Source organism: Streptomyces sp. SM10 (assembly GCF_002910915.1).
In the GTDB taxonomy this organism is placed as follows: Bacteria; Actinomycetota; Actinomycetes; order Streptomycetales; family Streptomycetaceae; genus Streptomyces.
In genome coordinates this window covers 53,409-70,338 of the sequence record NZ_NEUF01000068.1, presented here as the reverse complement: position 1 = coordinate 70,338, position 16,930 = coordinate 53,409, and the positions used below count along the sequence as shown (strand labels likewise).

Here is a 16,930-nt window from a genome sequence, read left to right as displayed (position 1 = left end):
CTCGCGGGCCCTCACGTGCTCAGAGCCCGGCATCCCGGCGAAACCGGGCCCGGTCCTGGTCGACATGGAGGAGGAACGCGGCAACAGGCCCCGACGGTGACACCAGGGGCAGGCACGTTCGATGCGCCCGTACGCATCGTCGAACCGTTCGAACTCCCCGGACTCCACTACGGCATTGAGCTCGTCGAACCAGGGCCCGAATTGGCTGAAGGCGGCCTCTGCGAGGAAGCTTCCTCGGTGCCGGGGTGTGTCCGCTTCCACGACCGTCACCGTACCGAGGAGGGTACTGCCGTCGAGGAGCTTCCACTCGCGGGCGGGACCGGTCATCCTGGCTTCACCTCGATCTGCCACCTCGGGTCCGAACGGTTCGTCGTAGGTGAACAGGAAGCCCCCGACTGCTTCCGTGCACGAAGCCGTCGACTCTGCCGCTCTCGTCCGGCTACGCCCTGCCCGCCGCGGACCCCCGGCGACCGCGGGAGAATCCGCCCCCGTCCTGCACATTCATTCCGCGCAGGGCCGGGCCATGGCCACGATGACTCCTCGCACGGCGTGGGCCCCGACGACCGGAGCGTTGTTCCGAGGGGCCGCGGGCTCTGCGGTGATTCCCGAAAATGTGGGAAGCCGGAACGAGACGGAAGCGTTCGCACCAGACGTCAGGAGCTGTCATGACCACCTTTGTCATCACCGTCCCCGGTACTTTCGTCGTCGACGTCGCAGAGACCTCTCGGGCAGCCCTGGAACGCAAGCTGGCGACGCAGCACACGGACCTGAGCGAGGGCGAGGGCCTCGATCTCCTCACCCTCAACGACGAGGGCACCTTCTCCGTTCGACTGGAGGTCCAGGCCGCAGACCGGTACGAGGCGGAACTGAACGCCGTAGGACTCGTCGCCACCGCACTGAACGAGACGGGCTTCGCCGAAGAGGACGCGTTTCTGGGAACTCCTGCCGTCACGGGCATCGACAGCGACCTCTGAACGGCACACGCCGCTGCCCGGCGTGCGGCTCGTCCCGGCAGGTCGCTGAGAAGGGGACACAGGGCCTCGACACCAGCCGCACCTCTGTGGACTCGTGCTCCGCCGGCCGGCCGGTGCGTCTTCGTTCTCGGCCGGCTGAGCCAGAGGATCCGCACTCTGCGGGAGCACGGAGGTGCCTCCGTCATGACGGGGTCCGACGCGGGCGTGGTGGCCACATCCGGTCGTGCGACACGGCGACACCCGCAATTCCCGGACTACGACGGGCGTGGCGGTGGAACTCGTCGCGCGCCCGACGGTGCTTCCTGAAGGCAGCCTCCCAGCCGGACAGCTCGGCTTCCTCGTTCCCCGACAGGGCCGTCAGGTGCCACACACAGTGGCTGGGCCCCGCACCGCCGTAAGCGTGTCCGAGTCGGTAGGAAGGTGTGACGAGAGGACACCGCGGGTCCGCACGCCGTCCGGTGGGCTGCACATCTGGTACGTCAACTTCGAACCCGCTGTGCGCTATCGCTCCTCCACCGGATCCAGCCCCAGGACCGCGCTGGCCTGGCAGGTCGACGTGCGGGCCCACGGCGGATACATCGTGGCCCCCACCGCCCGTACGACAGCTGGTGTTTACGCTCCCCTGGGAGCCGTCCGGGCCCCTGCCCCGCTCCCGGCCTGGCTGGCCGCCGAGCTCCAGCGGACAGGCCACGTCATACAGGCGTCCCCGGTTCCGGGCCCGAGGCCGTCCGTCCGTAGAGATTGTCGTTTCGGTCGGTGGCGTGGTGTGCTGCCCGCGTTACCAGGCCGCAGCCGGGCGACCACCGGCTCTGGGGTCGACGAAGCCCCTTCAGCGGGGCGCGTCCATATGTCTTCTTCAGGCCGCGGTGGCATCCTGCTTGTCAGGTTGGGCCAGTACCGATACTCCACCCGCCGTGGAGAGCTCCGAGCCGGACAGCGGCTCCGGCCCACCCCGGATAGCTGGCTCTCCTCGATCGGGTGATCATCTCGCGAAAAAACGGTTGGGCACAAATTCGGCCCGTCAAGATCGCCCGTATGACTATCCGTCGCTGGGCCGCTGCCGCGGCCGCCATCTCTTCCGTCGCAGTCCTGACAGGGTCCGCTCAAGCCGCACCCGCCGCCGCACCCGTCCCCTCCGGGTCCGTTGTCATCACCAATGACGCCCACACCAACTACCTGGTCCCTGACGACACGGTCGGCAACGCCGGCACCTTCCTTCAGGTCTACTACCGGCACGACCATCCCTTCCCGCGCACATTCCAGTTCGAGCAGGTGAACGGGCGTCCCGGAATCTTCCACTGGAAGAGTGCCCGAACCGGGAACTGCGCCGACGCCAGGGCCGGAGAGCCGGGGGGCTCGGTGTACCTGGCCGCGTGCACGACGAACAAGTCCCAATGGTGGATCCTCAGGTCCACCGACGAGAGCCCTGCACGGTGGGTTCTGTCGCCCTTCCTGAACGAGGACGTTGCTGTCACCGGCTTGTTCGGGGAGGACAACTACGCACCGCTGCGTGAACTGCCCAACCCCAACTCTCCAACTACTTCGCAGATGTGGCACTTCACCCGGCAGTGATTGCGTTGTCCTTCGGTGCTGCGTTCCGCGCAGGGCTCCGTCCCGCCCTGCGGCAGGGCCCTGCGCGGGAAGCTGGTGGCGGAGCGGCACGGTGATCGGCTGTCGGATGTGGGCCGCCGACGGCACGTGGGAGTGAGTCCTGACCTCGACGTTTCGGACGGTCCACCGACAGAGTCAGTGGGCCGATTTTGTGCTGTGGGCTGAGGCTGCACAGGCCGATGGCCCGATTGTTGTCCCGAGGTGGCAAGCACCTGCGCCAGCCGAGGCGGTCCCCCTTCGCCACGTAGCTGAGTCGCAGAAGCGACGAGGCCGCTGTTGCACCAGCCCACGGCACGGGCCCGTAAGTTCGGTGGAGGGCCCAGGCGGCAGGCGCAGGCGAACAGCGAGGCCGTCTTGCCCGAGACCATCTCCAGACACTCCGCCAAGGTCACCTGCGTCCGGCCCTCGAAGACCAGGTCCAGGCTCTCGCCGACGGCCAGCTGGATCAGCACGTCCACCAAGGCGGCCGACGCCTCACGAGCCACAGGCCCATCCGGCCCGTCGCTCTCCGACAGCACGTCGAACGCGGTCAGCATCATCGCGTCCGCGGACCGGGCTGCGGACGACGGGCCGAAGACCTGCCACGCGGCCGCACGGTGGCGCCGCACCGTGTCACCGTCCAGCACATCGTCGTAGAGAAGCGACAGGTTGTGCACCATCTCCACCGCCGCGGCCGCCGGCACCGCCCGCCGGCCCACACCTCCCACCGCACGCGTACACGCCAGAGTCAAGGCAGCACGCACGTACTTACCGCCCTGCCGTGCACCCTCCCCCGACCAGCCGAACTGATAGGCAGCCACCTGAGCGGCGGGCCCCTCAAGCGAACCGACCCATCCTCGCAGCTGCTTCTCGCAAGCATCGCCCGCGCTGCGCAGCACCTCATCGACCGTGCCCACCGCAAAGCCCCCCAACGTCAGCTCCACACGAAACCATGCGCCTCCCTGCCCCGGTCGTCGGCGGGCAGGATTCCTCCAGGGCTCCATCATGGTGGGCCCGCCGGTACACAACCTCGCCGCTGCCCCGGCAGTGCGGTCGGGCGGGCACGAGAAGCGTCAGAAATACTGCTGCACATGAATGAACCACGACCCACCAGCACGTCCGGCAAGCTCGGACTGTCGCGACGGCTGGTCCCCATGACCGGCCGTGACCCGGAAGAGCACGGACGAACCGCCTCACCGCTGGAGCTCTTGTTCGACCTCACCTTCGTGGTCGCCGTCGGCACAGCGGCGTTTCAGTTCGCCGAGATGGTCGCCGAAGGGCATGCCGGCCAGGCGGTCATCGCATTCGTGCTGGCGATGTTCGCGATCAGCGTCGCCTGGATCAGCTTCAGCTGGTTCGCCTCCGCCTTCGCCACCGACGACTGGCTCTACCGGGCCCTGACGATGCTGCAGATGATCGGCGTTGTCATCTTCTCGCTCGGCCTGCCCGCGATGTTCCACTCCGTCGAGGAGGGCAGTCACCTCGAACTACGCGCCATGGTCATCGGCTACGTCGTGATGCGGATCGCGATGGTGCTCCAGTGGTGGCGCGCCGCCCGGCAGTCCCCCTCGTTCCACGATGTCGGCATGGCCAACATCCGCTGGACGCTGATCGTCCAGGCAGGCTGGATCGTCGTGGCCTTCGTCCACATGCCGATCGCCGTCGTCTTCGTTGCGTTCGGCATCCTAGGCGCCCTCGAACTCGTCCTGCCGGTGCTGACGCAGGGCTCCGCGGGAGGCACGCCCTGGCACCCGCACCATGTCGCCGAACGGTACGGACTCTTCGCGATCATCGTCCTCGGCGAGGGGGTCGTCGGTACAGTCGCCTCCTCCGGTGATCTCCTGGGCGGCGGGGACGGCACTCACTGGACCTGGAACGCCATCGCCGTGGTTATCGCTGGTGTGGGCCTGACCTTCGGTATGTGGTGGATGTACTTCCTGACGCCGTTCGGCGACATCCTGGTACACCGACGCAAGCGCGGATACCTCTTCGGCTACGGCCACATCCCCTTGTTCATCGGCGTCGCCGCAGCCGGCGCCGGGCTCCACGTCGCGGGCCTGTACATGGAACATCACGCCAAGATCTCCGGCACCGCCGTCGTCCTCGCCCTCGCGCTGCCTGTCGGCCTCTACATGCTCATGATCTACCTCCTGCACACCCTGCTGCTGTCCACGGCCGACCGCTTCCACATCCTTCTGGTCGCCCTCACCATCGCCGTACTGCTCACGGCAGTCCTCCTGGCCGCCGCCGGCGTGGACATTGCGGTATGCCTGCTGGTCGTCATGCTCGCGCCGTTCGTCACCGTGGTCGGCTACGAGACGATCGGACACCGCCATCAGCAGAAGATGCTGCAAGAACTTGATACGCAGTAAGCAGAGCGCCATCCTCACTGGACCATCAACGCGCACAGTATGGTCGGAACAGGCCCCACCCCTCACGGCTGCATCGAATGGCCGGGCTCTCCCCGGTCCGTAGTGGGGAGCGTGGAGGTCGGCTTGCTCTGCTCGTCCCTTCGGTCGGCAGGCCGAAGACACCTCGAACGTCAGCTGGAACCCTGCCGCTGCCGTGACCCTGTGGAAGCGCTCCTGAACCGAGGCATTGGTCAAGGTCGACAGCCGCCTAGCCGCCTGCAAGCCGGGCCTGAGACCCTGTCCAGAGGCTTCTGCCTCGACCTCGACACGTGCACGGAGCTGGACCCCCGCATTGGGTCCTGCGCGGTCCGCGGCTCCGATTCCTGCGCGGCGTCGGAGCCGTGTCAGGTGCTGTAGGTGGTGCTTCCTTAGGGTGCGTGAGTTGGCGCTCACTCAGGAATTCTTAGCGCTCACACCGCCCGTCTGCTCGACCGGCCCGCCCTCGCACCCGCGGGCTGCCCCGGGAGCGGGCCGTCAGAGCACCGCGGGCCGGGTGGTATCCGCTCCACGCCGCGGACGCGGGGCCCGGCGGGCGGAGGGCTGCGGGCGCCAGGTCTCCACCAGGGCAACGGCCAGGAGCAGCTCCGCCACGTCGCCGCCGTAGTACATGATCTGAGCCCCGCCCTGGACCTGGTCGATGGGAGCATGGATGTTGATGCCGAAGCCGCCGTACATGAGCTGGGCGATCACCGCGTGCGCGGCGATCGCCACGCCCAGCACCACCAACCGCACCGGAACACCGGGTCGGGTCGGGGCCGGGTCGGGGCCGGCGATGACGTAGGCGAACAGGCACCCGGCGAGCAGAAAGTGCACGTGCAGCAGCCAGTGCAGCCCCGTGCTCGCCGACATCGCGTTGTACAGCGGCGTGAAGTACAGCAGCCCCAGCGTCCCGACGCTCAACGTCAGCGCGGTGACCGGGTTGACCAGCACGTGCACCGGCCGACTCCGCACCAGCCCGGTCAGGCGCCGACCCTGCTCGGCGGGAAGGTTCCGCAGCAGCAGCGTGACGGGAGCACCCAGCACCAGGCCCAGCGGCGCGTACATGCCGATCAGTAAGTGCTGGAGCATGTGGCCGCGGAAGTCGCCGTGCGCCCACGGCGCGATCGGCGGCAGCAGCCCCGCCGCCAGCAGCCCGCACCCGCCCAGGAACCATCCGGTGCGCCACCGGCCCCACCCGGCCTGCGCATTGCGCCGCCGCGCGCGTACCGTCAGCAGCACGTATCCACCGGTCAGGAGCATGACGAGCACCGCCGGCAGCAGAACATCCACGGGCAGGCCACCGGCCTCCTGGTGGTGATGTGCCGGATGCCCGGTCATGCGCGCCGCGCTTCCCGTACCGCCCCGTCGACTGCCGGGTCGAAGGGCTCGGCCCGGCGCTGGATCAGCCAACCCGACGTAACCAGGAGAGCGCCCAGCAGCAGGAAGCCCAGGTCCCACCAGATCTGCTGGTCACCGGCGTAGACATGGTGGATCCCCAAGATATGGTGGTCGAGGACACCCTCGACGAGGTTGAACAGGCCCCAGCCAACCAGGATCCAGCCCCACAACGCCGCAGACGTCCACACCCGGCGCCGGTGGTGCGTCACGCGCGCGTACAGAATCGCCAGACCGGCGAGCACCGCCACCCAGCAGATCGCGTGGAAGATCCCGTCCCACACCGTGTTCATCTCCAGACCGGACACGGTGTTGGCCGGGTAGTACTTCACCCCGATCCGGTCGTCATTGGTGCTGGTCAGCATGTGGTGCCACTGCAACAGCTGATGCAGCAGGATCCCGTCCACGAAGCCACCGAGCCCCACACCGAGGATGACCCCCGGCAGCTGGAGGCTCCGAGGCCGCTCACCCGCCATCGCGCCCTCACGCTCCGCACTCTTCCTGCTCGACATTCTCGCTACCCTCCGCTGGACGGGCGACCGGACACCCCGGCGGGTACCCAATCATCAGCCGTACCACCATGGCGGGCACGCAGGTCCTACTTTGTGGAGGAGGACCCTCAACCGACTTCCAGTAGGCGCCCGATCAGCCCATCAAGCCTTGGATCACCCAGAGCTGCCGGGCGCGTCGGAATTCACATCCCAGCTACCGTCAGCGCATTTTCGCGGTCGATCTCGAACGCGAGGAGCGATCAGAAATCCGCAACCGACCTCTCCGAAGCCAGCCCCCTCCCCGGCCGCTCGTGCCACTCCGAAAGAGTGAGGCACCGCGCCCGGTCCGAGGCCGGCCAGACGTAGGGCAGGCCGTCGGGGTCGTCCGGGAAGACCAGAAGTTCGGCGCCGTGCCGTTCTCGTCCGCTCCGGGATCGACATCCCCGACCTGCACGCGCAGCCGGTCGTTGAGCGCGCGGTCCCGTGCCTTGATACGCAGAGGCTTCTCGGGGGTGTAGAAGACGCCCGGCTCCACCGCCTGGTCGAACGCGCACACCGCGAGCCACCTCTCGGGCATCTCGTCGTAGGACCAGACCTGCTGTGAAAGGCAGTGGGCGGAATCTCCGTGAAGTCGAGTCCCCGGGTGACGGCGTAGGACACCCATACCTTGTCGGCGGCACCTATGCCCTTGTTCGCCACGGTGACCGGCAGAGCGAAGCTGTTCCCAGGCTGCACTCCGCTGATCGGCTCGATGCCTCCAACGGCCAATTCGGGTGCGGCTTCGTCGCCGAAGGCCGCTGGAGCAGATGCCATCGCGATCAGGCCGGCAGCGGCGACGGCGGCGCGGGAGGCGCGACGGTTGCGTGGGGGTGTCGGCATGGAGGGAACCCTCGGTGGGACGCCGGCAGACGGACGTTGTCCTTCACAGGAAACAGACCTTCGATCGCTGGACTCCTGCCGGCCCCGAACGGTTGCACGTCCGGTACTGCTCCGCTCCTCACGCCCCTGGCCCGGCCCGCCCCGGCGAAGGCAGGCGGGGGCGAGGGCGGGGAACGGGGGTCGAGGGCGCGGGAGTCGGCTGGTTCGTGGGCCCTGGTCGGCGCGGACCGCCAAGACCGTAGGCGGCTCGCTGACCGAGAGGGCGAGCAAGGCATGAGGGACCGGCCCAAGGCCGGCCTGAGCGACAACACCGCCTGGAAGCAGGGCCCGCCCTCCGAACTCGACCGAGGATCTGGTGCACTGCGACGCGGATGGGTAATACTTCCATGTCGACCGGGCGGTGGACGCCGTCGCCCTGGGAGACGGTGAGTGGCTGTACACCACCATGTCCGAGGAGCGCTTCCTCGCCACCTGTCCCGACATGCACGACTGCACTGTGGTGTCGGCGGAGGCAGGTCGGAGGGCGGACAGTGACGGGCGCTGCACCCCGACGCGGACCTGGGCCGTACGGCCGCGGCGCGGGGCGCCCTGACGGGCGCTGCGGCGACGCTGCGCAGCGGGCTCGTGATCTCGGAAGCGGACCTGGTCACCGGGCCGACGGGTAAGGCGCGGAAGTTCCTGATTGCGGCAGCGCCACCGGGCGCAGACGGCGAGGGTGTGAGATGCGGACCGAGGAGGAGGCGGCGGACGCCGCCGAGGTGGGCGCTGCCGGGCAGGCCGATCCCGCTGCGGGCGCCGGCGAAGAGGCCGCCGGGCGGGCGGTACCCGTCGTGCCCGCCGTCGCCGAGCGCGTGGCGGTGGACTTCGCCGGCGAGGGCGAGGGTCTGGAGGAGATGTCCTGGGGGATGTGGGAGATCTGGCAAGCGATGGGCCGACAGCGTAGCCAGCTGCCGATCGGAGGACGGGTCGCGGTGGAGCCCGGCACGACGCTGGACGACCTTGCCGCCGAACTGCGCTATCTGATGGAGCGTTTCCCTTCGATGCGCACCCGGCTGCGCTTCGCCCCGGGAGGTCGGGCGCTCCAGCAGCTCTTCTCCACCGGGCGCGTCACGCTGGAGGTGTACGACGCCGCTCCGGACACCGACCCGCAGGAGGTCGCCGCCGCGGTCGAGGAACGCTACCGCAGCGAGCCCTTCGACTTCGCCGGGCAGTGGCCGGTCCGGATCGCGGTCGTACGCCGGCACGGCCGTCCGGTCCAGCAGGTCACCGTCATGCACCATCTGGTCACCGACGGCCTCGGCAGCGCGATCATGCTGGGCCAGATGCGGACCCGGGACACCTCGCCGGTCAGCGGCATGCAGCAACTGGAGCAGGCGCGCTGGCAGCGGTCCGCCGCAGGGCAGCGGCAGAGTGAGCGGGCTCTGCGGCACTTCGAGGGCGTCCTGCGGACGATGCCCGCGCTGCAACTGCCCGGTCCCACCGACCCGCGCGAGCCACGGCACTGGCGCGCGCACTTCCAGTCGTCGGCCCTGACGGCGGCGCTGCCGGCGATCACCGCGCGGACGGGCACCGGGGGATCGGGGATCCTGCTGGGCCTGTTCGCCGTCGGTCTGTACCGGGCCACGGGCATCAGCCCCGTGGTGGTGCGGCCGGTGGTCAGCAACCGCTTCCGGGCGGTTTTCGCCGACGTGGTCTGCATGGTCTCGCAGGCGGGCGTGTGCGCCGTCGACGTCGCGGGGGCGAGCGCCGCGGAGGTCGTCGAGCGGGCCGGGCGGGGCAGCATGACCGCGTACAGGCACGCCTACTTCGACCCCGAGGCGCTGGACGAGCTGGTCGGGCGGGTCTCGATCGAGCGCGGCGAGGACGCGAACATCAGGACCTACTTCAACGACCGCAGCACCTACGCCCCGCCGGCCGGCTCCGAACAGAAGGCAGACCCGGGGGAGCTGGCGCGGGAGCTCCGGGCGGCCCGCCGGGACACCGTCTTCCGCTGGTTCGCGCGGGAGGAGGCCCAGGCGGAGCGGTTCTTCGTCCACGTCGACGACACCCCGGAGGGCGGTCTGCGCTTCGAGATCCGCGTCGACACGCACTACGTCTCGCCCGCGCAGGCAGAGGCGTTCGCCTACGCCATGGAGGCAGCCGCGATCGAGGCGGCGCTCCCCGAGGGGGCCGCGCAGGAGACGGCCGCTGAGACCGCCGAGGCACCCGCGCAGGGGGCGGTCGCAGAGGCCGGCGGCGGGTGGGAGTAGTCGCCGCCGTTCTGCCAGCGGAAACACCGGCCCGACCGGACTCGACGATCACTGCGGTCCCGCCTCATGACGACGGTTACCACGCGCACGGTCGAGTACCCGGCCGACGGCCTGACGATGATCGGGCATCTCGCGCTCCCGGCCGGAGTCGACCGCAGGCCCGCGGTGCTGCTGGGGCCGGAGGGGACGGGGCTCAGCGGCGTCGAGCCGACGCGCTCGCCGAGCTGGGGTACGTAGCGCTGGCCTTCGACCTTCACGGCGGGCGCTATCTGGGTGTCCCCGAGGAGATGCTGGCGCGTTGCACGCCGCTGCTCGCCGGCCCCGACCGGATGCGGGGCATCGGCCATGCGGCGCTGGACGTGTTGCTCAACGAACCGCGGACCGATCCCGACCGGATCGCCTCCGTCGGATACGGCACCGGGGGCGCCGTCTCGCTGGAACTCGGGCGTGATGGCGTCAACCTGCGTGCGATCGGGACGGTCAACGCGCTGACCACGGGCCGACCGGGCGAGGCGGCGCGCATTCGCTGCCCGGTGTGGGCCGGGGTCGGCTCGGAAGACCCGATCATGCCGCCCGAGCAACGCAACGCGTTCGCCGCCGAGATGCAGGCCGCGGGCGTCGACTGGCGCCTCACGGTCTACGGCGGCGCCTTGCACGCCTTCCACCACCCGCCGGTCGACCACCCCGTGGTCGTCGGCGTCGGCCACCACCCACAGCACGCGCAGCGAGTCTGGCACGACGTCGTCGCCCTGCTCGCCGAGTGCCTGCCCCTAACGGAGTGAACCGGTCAGCGACCGCGGTTCCGGGCCGCGCGCCCGACCGGTGGACCGCCACCGGCCGTCTGTCCGCGCGGTGCCGACGGCGGACACGGGCGTGCCTCCGTGTCCGGTCGCGGGATGGGAGAGACCCGACCGGCCGCGTAACGGTGGCATGCACGGATGCCGTGGCGAACCCGGCCCGAAAAGGTCGGCGGGTACGGCGACCCGCCGAGTCGAAAGGAGCAGCCCCACCATGGCACCCCCCGTTCCGCACCGGAGCCAGTGGTTCCGCACGTTCCACCCGCGCCCGGAGGCCCGGACGACCCTGGTGTGCCTGCCGTACGCCGGAGGGGCCGCGCAGGCCTTCTTCTCGCTGTCGGCACGCCTGCCCGACGAGATCGAGGTCATCGCCGCGCAGTACCCGGGGCGTCAGGACCGGCTGCGCGAGCCCTGCCTCGAAAGCGTCCAGGAAATGGCCCGGGGCGCCTTCGCGGAGCTCCGAGCACGCGTCGTGGGCCGTCCCTTCGCGCTCTTCGGACACAGCATGGGCGGCGCCGTCGCCTTCGAACTGGCCCGGCTCCTCGAACGCGAGGGTCCCGCCGCGCCCAGCGCCCTGTTCGCCTCGGGCCGACGCGCCCCGTCGGTCTCCGGCGACCGAGGCGTGCGCTTCCTCGACGACGACGGCATCGTCGAGGTGCTCCGGGAGCTCGAAGGTACCGACAGCCGTGTCCTCGACGAGCCCGAGCTGATGCGGCTCGCACTGCCCGCGATCCGCGCCGACTACGGTGCTGCTGAGACCTACCACACCGGCGCCGACGCCCTGGTTGGCACGCCGATCGTGGCCCTCGCGGGGGACCGGGACTCCCATGTCCGGCTCGACGAGGTGTCCGCCTGGGGTGAGCACACCACCGGCACCTTCGACATGAGGGTCTTCTCCGGCGGCCACTTCTTCCTGACCGACCACGAGCCGGAGATCGCTGCCCTCGTCACCGACACCCTGCGCGCCACCGCCGGCTCCGGGCCCCTGGCGGGGTGAGCCGGAGCCCGGGCACGGACGGAGCGGGGGACGGGCGGCCGGACGCAGCCCCGGCCCCGCTCCGCACGGCACGGTGGTGTCACGCGCCCGAGGCCCGCAGCCTGATCGCCTCGGTCGGGCAGTGCCCGACGGCCTCCAGGACCGCCTCCCGCAGGCCGGCGGGAGGTTCGGCAAGCAGGACGACGGCCCGGCCGTCGTCCGCGTCCTGGTCGAACACCTCACCCGCCGTCAGGGTGCACATCCCGGACCCGATGCAGCGTTCGCCGTCGACCTCGATCCGCATGGTCACCCGTCCCAGGTGACCGGGAGACTCTTCACCCCGTGGATGTCGGACAGCTCCGTACGCAGCGCGATGTCCCCGGCCGGCACGGCCAGCCGCAGCGAGGGGAAGCGGTTGACCAGCGCGGGGAAGGCGACGCGCATCTCGACACGCGCCAGTTGCTGGCCCAGGCACTGGTGGATCCCGTGCCCGAAGGCCACGTGCCCGCCGTCCTGCCGCCCGAAGTCGAGCACATGCGGGTCGGCGAAGCGCTCGGGGTCCCGGTTCGCCGTGTTGTAGGACAGGATGAGTGAGGAACCGGCCTCGACGGTGTGGTCCCCGAGCCGGACGTCCTCCAGTGCCGTCCGCATGAAGGTCTTGCCGACGCTGAGGTAGCGCAGCAGTTCCTCCACGGCCCGGTCGGCGAGCCCGGGGTCGGCGCGCAGCGTGGCGAGGTGCTCCGGGTGGCGCAGCAGCGCGAAGGTCCCCAGCGCCAGCATGTTCGCCGTGGTGTCCAGGCCGGCGGCGAGCAGGACCAGGGCCATGCCCCGCAGTTCCTCGTCGGAGAGGTCGCTGTCGGTGAGCTCGCTGAGCACGTCGTCGGTGGGGTGCGCACGCTTCGCGGCCACCAGCTCGCCGAGCCGGTGCCGGGTCTCCGTGTAGGCGGCGACGGCGTCCTCCTCCTGCGCCTCGGCGTCCATGAAGGACTCGAACTGCGCCTGGAAGGAGGCCCGGTCGGAGTGCGGCACGCCCAGCAGTTCACAGATCATCATGGCCGGGACGGGCTGGGCGAACGCGCTCACCAGATCCGTGGGCGGGCCCGACTCCGCCATGACGTCCAGGTGTTCGGCGGTGATCTGCTCGACGCGCTCGGTAAGCAGCCGCATCCGTCGCACGGTGAACTTCCCCATCAGCGGCTTGCGGTAGCGGCTGTGCTCCGGGTCGTCCATGAGGAGGAACTCACCCGGCGGCACCGGCGGCAGCGTCAGGCCGCCGTAGTCGACGGTCGGATGACGCATGAACTCCCGCCGCGAACTGAACCGGGGGTCCGCCAGCACCGACCTGATCAGGTCGTACCCCGTGACCAGCCAGCCGAGGTGACCGCCGGGGAAGGTGTAGCGGCTGAGCGGACCGTCCCGCCGGGCTTCGAGCAGCTCCGCCGGAGGGTCGAAGGGGCAGCCGGCCCGCCGTGCCGCGGGCAGTGTGGAGACGGTGTGCAACGGGTCACCCATGACCCTTCCTCATCTCGCGAGAGTACGAATTCGACCATTCCCGGAATTCCGGAGCGCTGCGGGTCCGGAAAGGGCCTCAGCCGGATGATGTCTCCTCCGCCGCCTGCTTCCGGTAGTCCCTCCGCAACTCCGGTACCTCAATGTCGCACGATCGCTCACCGCGGAGTCATGTGAAAAGAAGATCCGTGCCGTAACGGCGGAAGTCGCTGATACCGGCGCAGGCCGGGCCGCGGTGACGATGGCGAGAGCTCTGTGGAGTTCACGGCCGGCCGGCCACCCCGACGAGTAGGCGGTTCCCTGCATGCTTCTGAACAGTTTCGACGAGTGGTCGCGCCTGCGCGAGGTCGTGGTCGGCTCCGCGGAGAACTACGTCTCGCACGAGCGGGAGCTCTCGTTCGACCTCTTCTTCCACGACAACCTCGCCCAGGACAACCCCGGCCGGTCCGAGTGGTACTACCCCCGGCTCTCCTCACGGAGCGAGGGAGCCGACCGGCAACGGCTGCCGGTGGCCCGGCGCTACGTGGACGAACTGAACGAGGACCTCGAAGGCCTCGCCGGTACGCTGCGCGACCTCGGCGTCACCGTCCACCGCCCCCGCACGCTGCCCGCCGGAACCGCCGAGGTCACCACCCCGGCCTGGTCCGCTTCCGTCGTACCGCCGCTCAACATCCGCGACAACACGCTCGTCCTCGGTGACGAGATCATCGAGACACCCCCGATGATCCGCTCCCGCTACTTCGAGACCCAGATGCTGAAACCGCTGTTCCAGGAGTACTTCCGGCGCGGCTGCCGCTGGACCACGATGCCCCGCCCGCTGATGACGGACGCCTCGTTCGACCTCTCCTACGTGCGGACCGCGACCGTCGGCGGACCGACCGAGCCGATCGCGGAACCCAGCCCCTCTCCCTGGGACGTCGGCCCGGAGATGATGTTCGACGCGGCGCAGTGCCTCCGGCTCGGCCGGGACATCGTCGCGAACGTCTCGACGGAGAACCACGCACTCGCCGTCACCTGGCTGGAACGCCACCTCGAAGGCCGCTTCCGGATCCACCGTGTCCACCGGCTGAGCGACAGCCACATCGACAGTATGGTGCTGGCCCTGCGCCCCGGCCTGCTGCTCGTCCGCTCCGAGGCGGTCGCCGACGCCCTGCCGCCCGCCCTGCGCCGCTGGGACCGCATCGTCGCCCCGACCCCCACGCAGAACGGCTTCCCGCGGTACGACGACGACGCACTCATCCTGACCAGTCCCTTCATCGACCTGAACGTGCTGTCCGTCGATCCGGAGACGGTGCTGGTCAACGAGGCCAGCCCCGAGCTCGTCCGGACCCTGGAGAGGGCGAAGTTCACCGTCGTGCCGGTACGCCACCGGCACCGCCGCCTCTTCGGGGGAGGGTTCCACTGCTTCACCCTCGACACCGTGCGCGAGGGCGGGGCCGAGGACTACCTCGACTGACCGGCCGCCGCACTCCGTGGCATTTCCGGTTTCTCCGGTACGGGGAGACCGGTGCACCGCGACACGGTGGCGCGGGGCGCCCCGGGGACGTAACGGCGGCCTTCGCCGATGGTGCCGCACCCGCCGAATGAAAGCGTGGGACGCTCGCGAGGCGTACTGCTCGCACATGTCCCGCTTCTCTTTCCGGGGGGAACGGTGTGCGGGAATTCCGCTCACTCGCGTACGTTCTCCGCCTTTTGCTTTGGCGTTTTCGCTCTTCGTACAGAGAGTTCGGAGGTCCCCCAAGGCGCGGGCGTTCTCAGCCGGTGGGCGTAACGAGGTCGAATGCGTGACCGGGGTGTGACCTGTAGTGATCGGCTGCGGCGGCCTGGTTGCGCCAGCCGATGAGGTGGGCGAGGCCGATGGCGAGGTTGCGGAAGGTGGCCATCGCGCGGGGTGCGTTGCCGGTGTGGATTTTTGAGGCGTCCTCGGCGAGCGTGGTGTCCCTGACGTTGTGCAGTGCCTCGATCTCCCAGTGCCCGCGGGCGTATTGGGCGAGTTGCGGGGCCGTGGCCTGGTGCATGGTCAGGTCGGTGACCGCGTAGACGCCCTCGATGCTGACCTTCCCGGTGCGGAGGTCACGGCGGCGTCGGACGATCTGCAGGGCCTGGCCGGCGTGGGGGAAAGGCAGGCCGTTGACGGCGGCCGCCTTGAGCCGGCGGATCTCGTCGCGGCCGTGTCCGCGCTCGCGGGTTCTGTCCAGGAGGGGCACGTCCCGCCAGGGCAGTTGCTTCAGCTGGGCCTGGAGGGTGGGGTGATTGCCCTTCACCACGGCCACGTAGTGCGCCTTCTTCTCCTCGACGAGGAAGCGGGCGTGGTCGTGCTGAGTGTGGAGCGCGTCGAAGGTGACCACCGTGTCCCGCAGGTCCAAAGGCTCCAGGAGGGGTCGGAAGGCGGTTATTTCGTTACTCTTGGTCAAGACTTGGCGCTGGGCGACGATGGCGCGTTCGCCGTGGACGAGCGCGGCGACCAGGTGGACCGCGGCTGTGGTGGCGGTGCGTGAGCCGCGCAGGGCCTTGCCGTCGACGGCGATGGCCCGCAGTGACGGTCTGGCCGAGGCCGGTGCCGGGCTGTCGTCGCTGAGCTGAAGGTTCATCCAGGTTCCGATGGCTGTGTCCAGGGCATCGCCGTCGAGGCGGGCCAGGAGCCGGCCCAGGGTGCAGGAGCGGGGGACGCCGTGTGTCAGGCCGAGTCGACGGTGCAGGTCCGGGTCGAGGCCGACGGCGAAGCGGGTGATCGCGGCGAGTGTGACCGCGCCGGCCAGTACCGCGGCGGAGCAGAGCGAGAGGAGGGCGCCGAGCCGGTAACGCCGGCCCTGGCGCCTGCGCGGATCCGGCAGCCGGTCGAGGAAGTCGGCAAGGGCGACATAGCGGTCCGGATCGGCGGCCGGTTCGGGAAGAACCTCCTGGCCGAGGTGGCGTGAGAGGACGGGTATCGGGGAGGATGGCATGTGGCACGGCCCTTGTGATGATCCGGCTTAGACACCTCGATCATCAGGGGCCGTGCTCTGTTTTCACCACTCCCGCAACTCAGACAACCTGTCCACCTTGGGGCGAGCGTGACGTCTCGTCACGCGAGAACGCTCGGGCCCTGCACCAACCTCAACGACATCGCGCTGATCAAGCTGCGCCGGCCGGCGACATTGAACGATGCCGTCCGCCCGATCCAGCTGGACACCATCGCCAGCTCGCACGCGGGCAAGACCGTCGAGGCCCTGGGATGGGGAAGCGCGTCGTACGGCGGGCCGGTGTCGAGCAGACTGCGGAAGGTGCCGTTGAGCGTGGTCCCCCCGAAGGAGTGCAGAGCCACCTACCCGCAGTTGAACGGCTCCACCCAGCTGTGCACGTACACCGCGGGCAGCGACACCTGCCAGTACGACAGCGGCGGCCCGGTGGTCGAGCACGCCGACGGCAGACCGATCCTCATCGGCGTCATCACCGCCAGCAGCGGGTGCGCCACCAGCTCCCCGACTATTCACACCCGGGTGGCCGCCTACCGCCAGTGGATCACGGCCGCCACCGGACCACTGTCCGTCCCGTAGACCACCAGGCCGGGTTCCCCGCGTCCCCGGTTCAGGAATCGAAACGGGCTGTGCTCGGGGGCTGATGGCGAGCCGGATCGGGATGGTGAGGAGGGCGAGCTGGCCGCCCGCGGCGGCGGCGACCGCTCCACCTTCCATCCCTGG

General features: G+C 69.8%; 13 protein-coding genes and 2 pseudogenes. 9 read left to right on the top strand and 6 right to left on the bottom strand.

Annotation, left to right across the window (positions count from 1 at the left end; genetic code table 11):
• Positions 1-665: 665 nt before the first annotated feature.
• From B9S57_RS09230 to B9S57_RS09220, 3 genes and pseudogenes are all read left to right on the top strand, one after another.
• Positions 666-974, top strand: coding sequence for a hypothetical protein (locus tag B9S57_RS09230; RefSeq protein WP_103515038.1), 309 nt, complete (start codon positions 666-668; stop codon positions 972-974).
• 424 nt (positions 975-1,398) lie between these two features.
• Positions 1,399-1,701 (top strand): annotated as a pseudogene (locus B9S57_RS09225) (bifunctional DNA primase/polymerase); the annotation flags it as partial.
• A 308-nt stretch (positions 1,702-2,009) separates the two neighbouring features.
• Positions 2,010-2,546, top strand: coding sequence for an RICIN domain-containing protein (locus B9S57_RS09220; RefSeq protein ID WP_103515037.1), 537 nt, complete (start codon positions 2,010-2,012; stop codon positions 2,544-2,546).
• Here B9S57_RS09220 and B9S57_RS36335 read toward each other — a convergent pair.
• Positions 2,471-3,568, bottom strand: coding sequence for a polyprenyl synthetase family protein (locus B9S57_RS36335; protein WP_374935926.1), 1,098 nt, complete (start codon positions 3,566-3,568; stop codon positions 2,471-2,473). The genes B9S57_RS09220 and B9S57_RS36335 overlap by 76 nt on opposite strands.
• Before the next feature lie 87 nt (positions 3,569-3,655).
• Between B9S57_RS36335 and B9S57_RS09210 the strand changes: the two genes are divergently transcribed.
• Positions 3,656-4,936: a low temperature requirement protein A gene (locus tag B9S57_RS09210; RefSeq protein ID WP_258036320.1), complete on the top strand. Its 1,281-nt coding sequence runs from the start codon at positions 3,656-3,658 to the stop codon at positions 4,934-4,936.
• Between the two features lie 513 nt (positions 4,937-5,449).
• Here the strand turns inward: B9S57_RS09210 and B9S57_RS09205 are convergent.
• The gene (locus B9S57_RS09205; RefSeq protein WP_258036319.1) at positions 5,450-6,292 is read right to left on the bottom strand and encodes a cytochrome c oxidase assembly protein; all 843 of its coding nucleotides are present in this window, start codon (positions 6,290-6,292) and stop codon (positions 5,450-5,452) included.
• A complete protein-coding gene (locus B9S57_RS09200) occupies positions 6,289-6,861 on the bottom strand; it encodes a DUF2243 domain-containing protein (protein ID WP_258036317.1) in 573 nt (190 codons plus the stop codon). The genes B9S57_RS09205 and B9S57_RS09200 overlap by 4 nt, the downstream gene beginning before the upstream one ends.
• A gap of 1,580 nt (positions 6,862-8,441) precedes the next feature.
• Between B9S57_RS09200 and B9S57_RS09190 the strand changes: the two genes are divergently transcribed.
• The 3 genes and pseudogenes from B9S57_RS09190 to B9S57_RS09180 all read left to right on the top strand — a co-directional run bounded on the left by B9S57_RS09190 (position 8,442) and on the right by B9S57_RS09180 (position 11,762).
• Positions 8,442-9,968: a condensation domain-containing protein gene (locus tag B9S57_RS09190; RefSeq protein ID WP_103515034.1), complete on the top strand. Its 1,527-nt coding sequence runs from the start codon at positions 8,442-8,444 to the stop codon at positions 9,966-9,968.
• A 66-nt stretch (positions 9,969-10,034) separates the two neighbouring features.
• Positions 10,035-10,750: pseudogene (locus B9S57_RS09185) on the top strand (dienelactone hydrolase family protein).
• Positions 10,751-10,979: 229 nt separating this feature from the next.
• Entirely contained in the window at positions 10,980-11,762 is a 783-nt protein-coding gene (locus B9S57_RS09180; RefSeq protein ID WP_103515033.1) for a thioesterase II family protein, read from the top strand.
• 79 nt (positions 11,763-11,841) lie between these two features.
• Here B9S57_RS09180 and B9S57_RS09175 read toward each other — a convergent pair whose 3' ends face one another.
• Both B9S57_RS09175 and B9S57_RS09170 read right to left on the bottom strand, forming a co-directional pair.
• Positions 11,842-12,045 (bottom strand): ferredoxin, encoded by a 204-nt coding sequence (locus B9S57_RS09175; protein ID WP_103515032.1) that lies wholly within the window; start codon positions 12,043-12,045, stop codon positions 11,842-11,844.
• A 2-nt stretch (positions 12,046-12,047) separates the two neighbouring features.
• Positions 12,048-13,253 (bottom strand): cytochrome P450, encoded by a 1,206-nt coding sequence (locus B9S57_RS09170; RefSeq protein ID WP_103515031.1) that lies wholly within the window; start codon positions 13,251-13,253, stop codon positions 12,048-12,050.
• Between the two features lie 301 nt (positions 13,254-13,554).
• On the opposite strand from B9S57_RS09170, the gene B9S57_RS09165 reads away from it, so the two are divergent.
• Positions 13,555-14,706: a glycine amidinotransferase gene (locus B9S57_RS09165; protein ID WP_103515030.1), complete on the top strand. Its 1,152-nt coding sequence runs from the start codon at positions 13,555-13,557 to the stop codon at positions 14,704-14,706.
• Between the two features lie 298 nt (positions 14,707-15,004).
• Here B9S57_RS09165 and B9S57_RS09160 read toward each other — a convergent pair whose 3' ends face one another.
• Positions 15,005-16,195 (bottom strand): ISAs1 family transposase, encoded by a 1,191-nt coding sequence (locus B9S57_RS09160; RefSeq protein ID WP_103515029.1) that lies wholly within the window; start codon positions 16,193-16,195, stop codon positions 15,005-15,007.
• A gap of 108 nt (positions 16,196-16,303) precedes the next feature.
• Here B9S57_RS09160 and B9S57_RS09155 point away from each other — a divergent pair, with 108 nt between their 5' ends.
• A complete protein-coding gene (locus B9S57_RS09155) occupies positions 16,304-16,786 on the top strand; it encodes a serine protease (protein ID WP_181011288.1) in 483 nt (160 codons plus the stop codon).
• Positions 16,787-16,930: the final 144 nt, after the last annotated feature.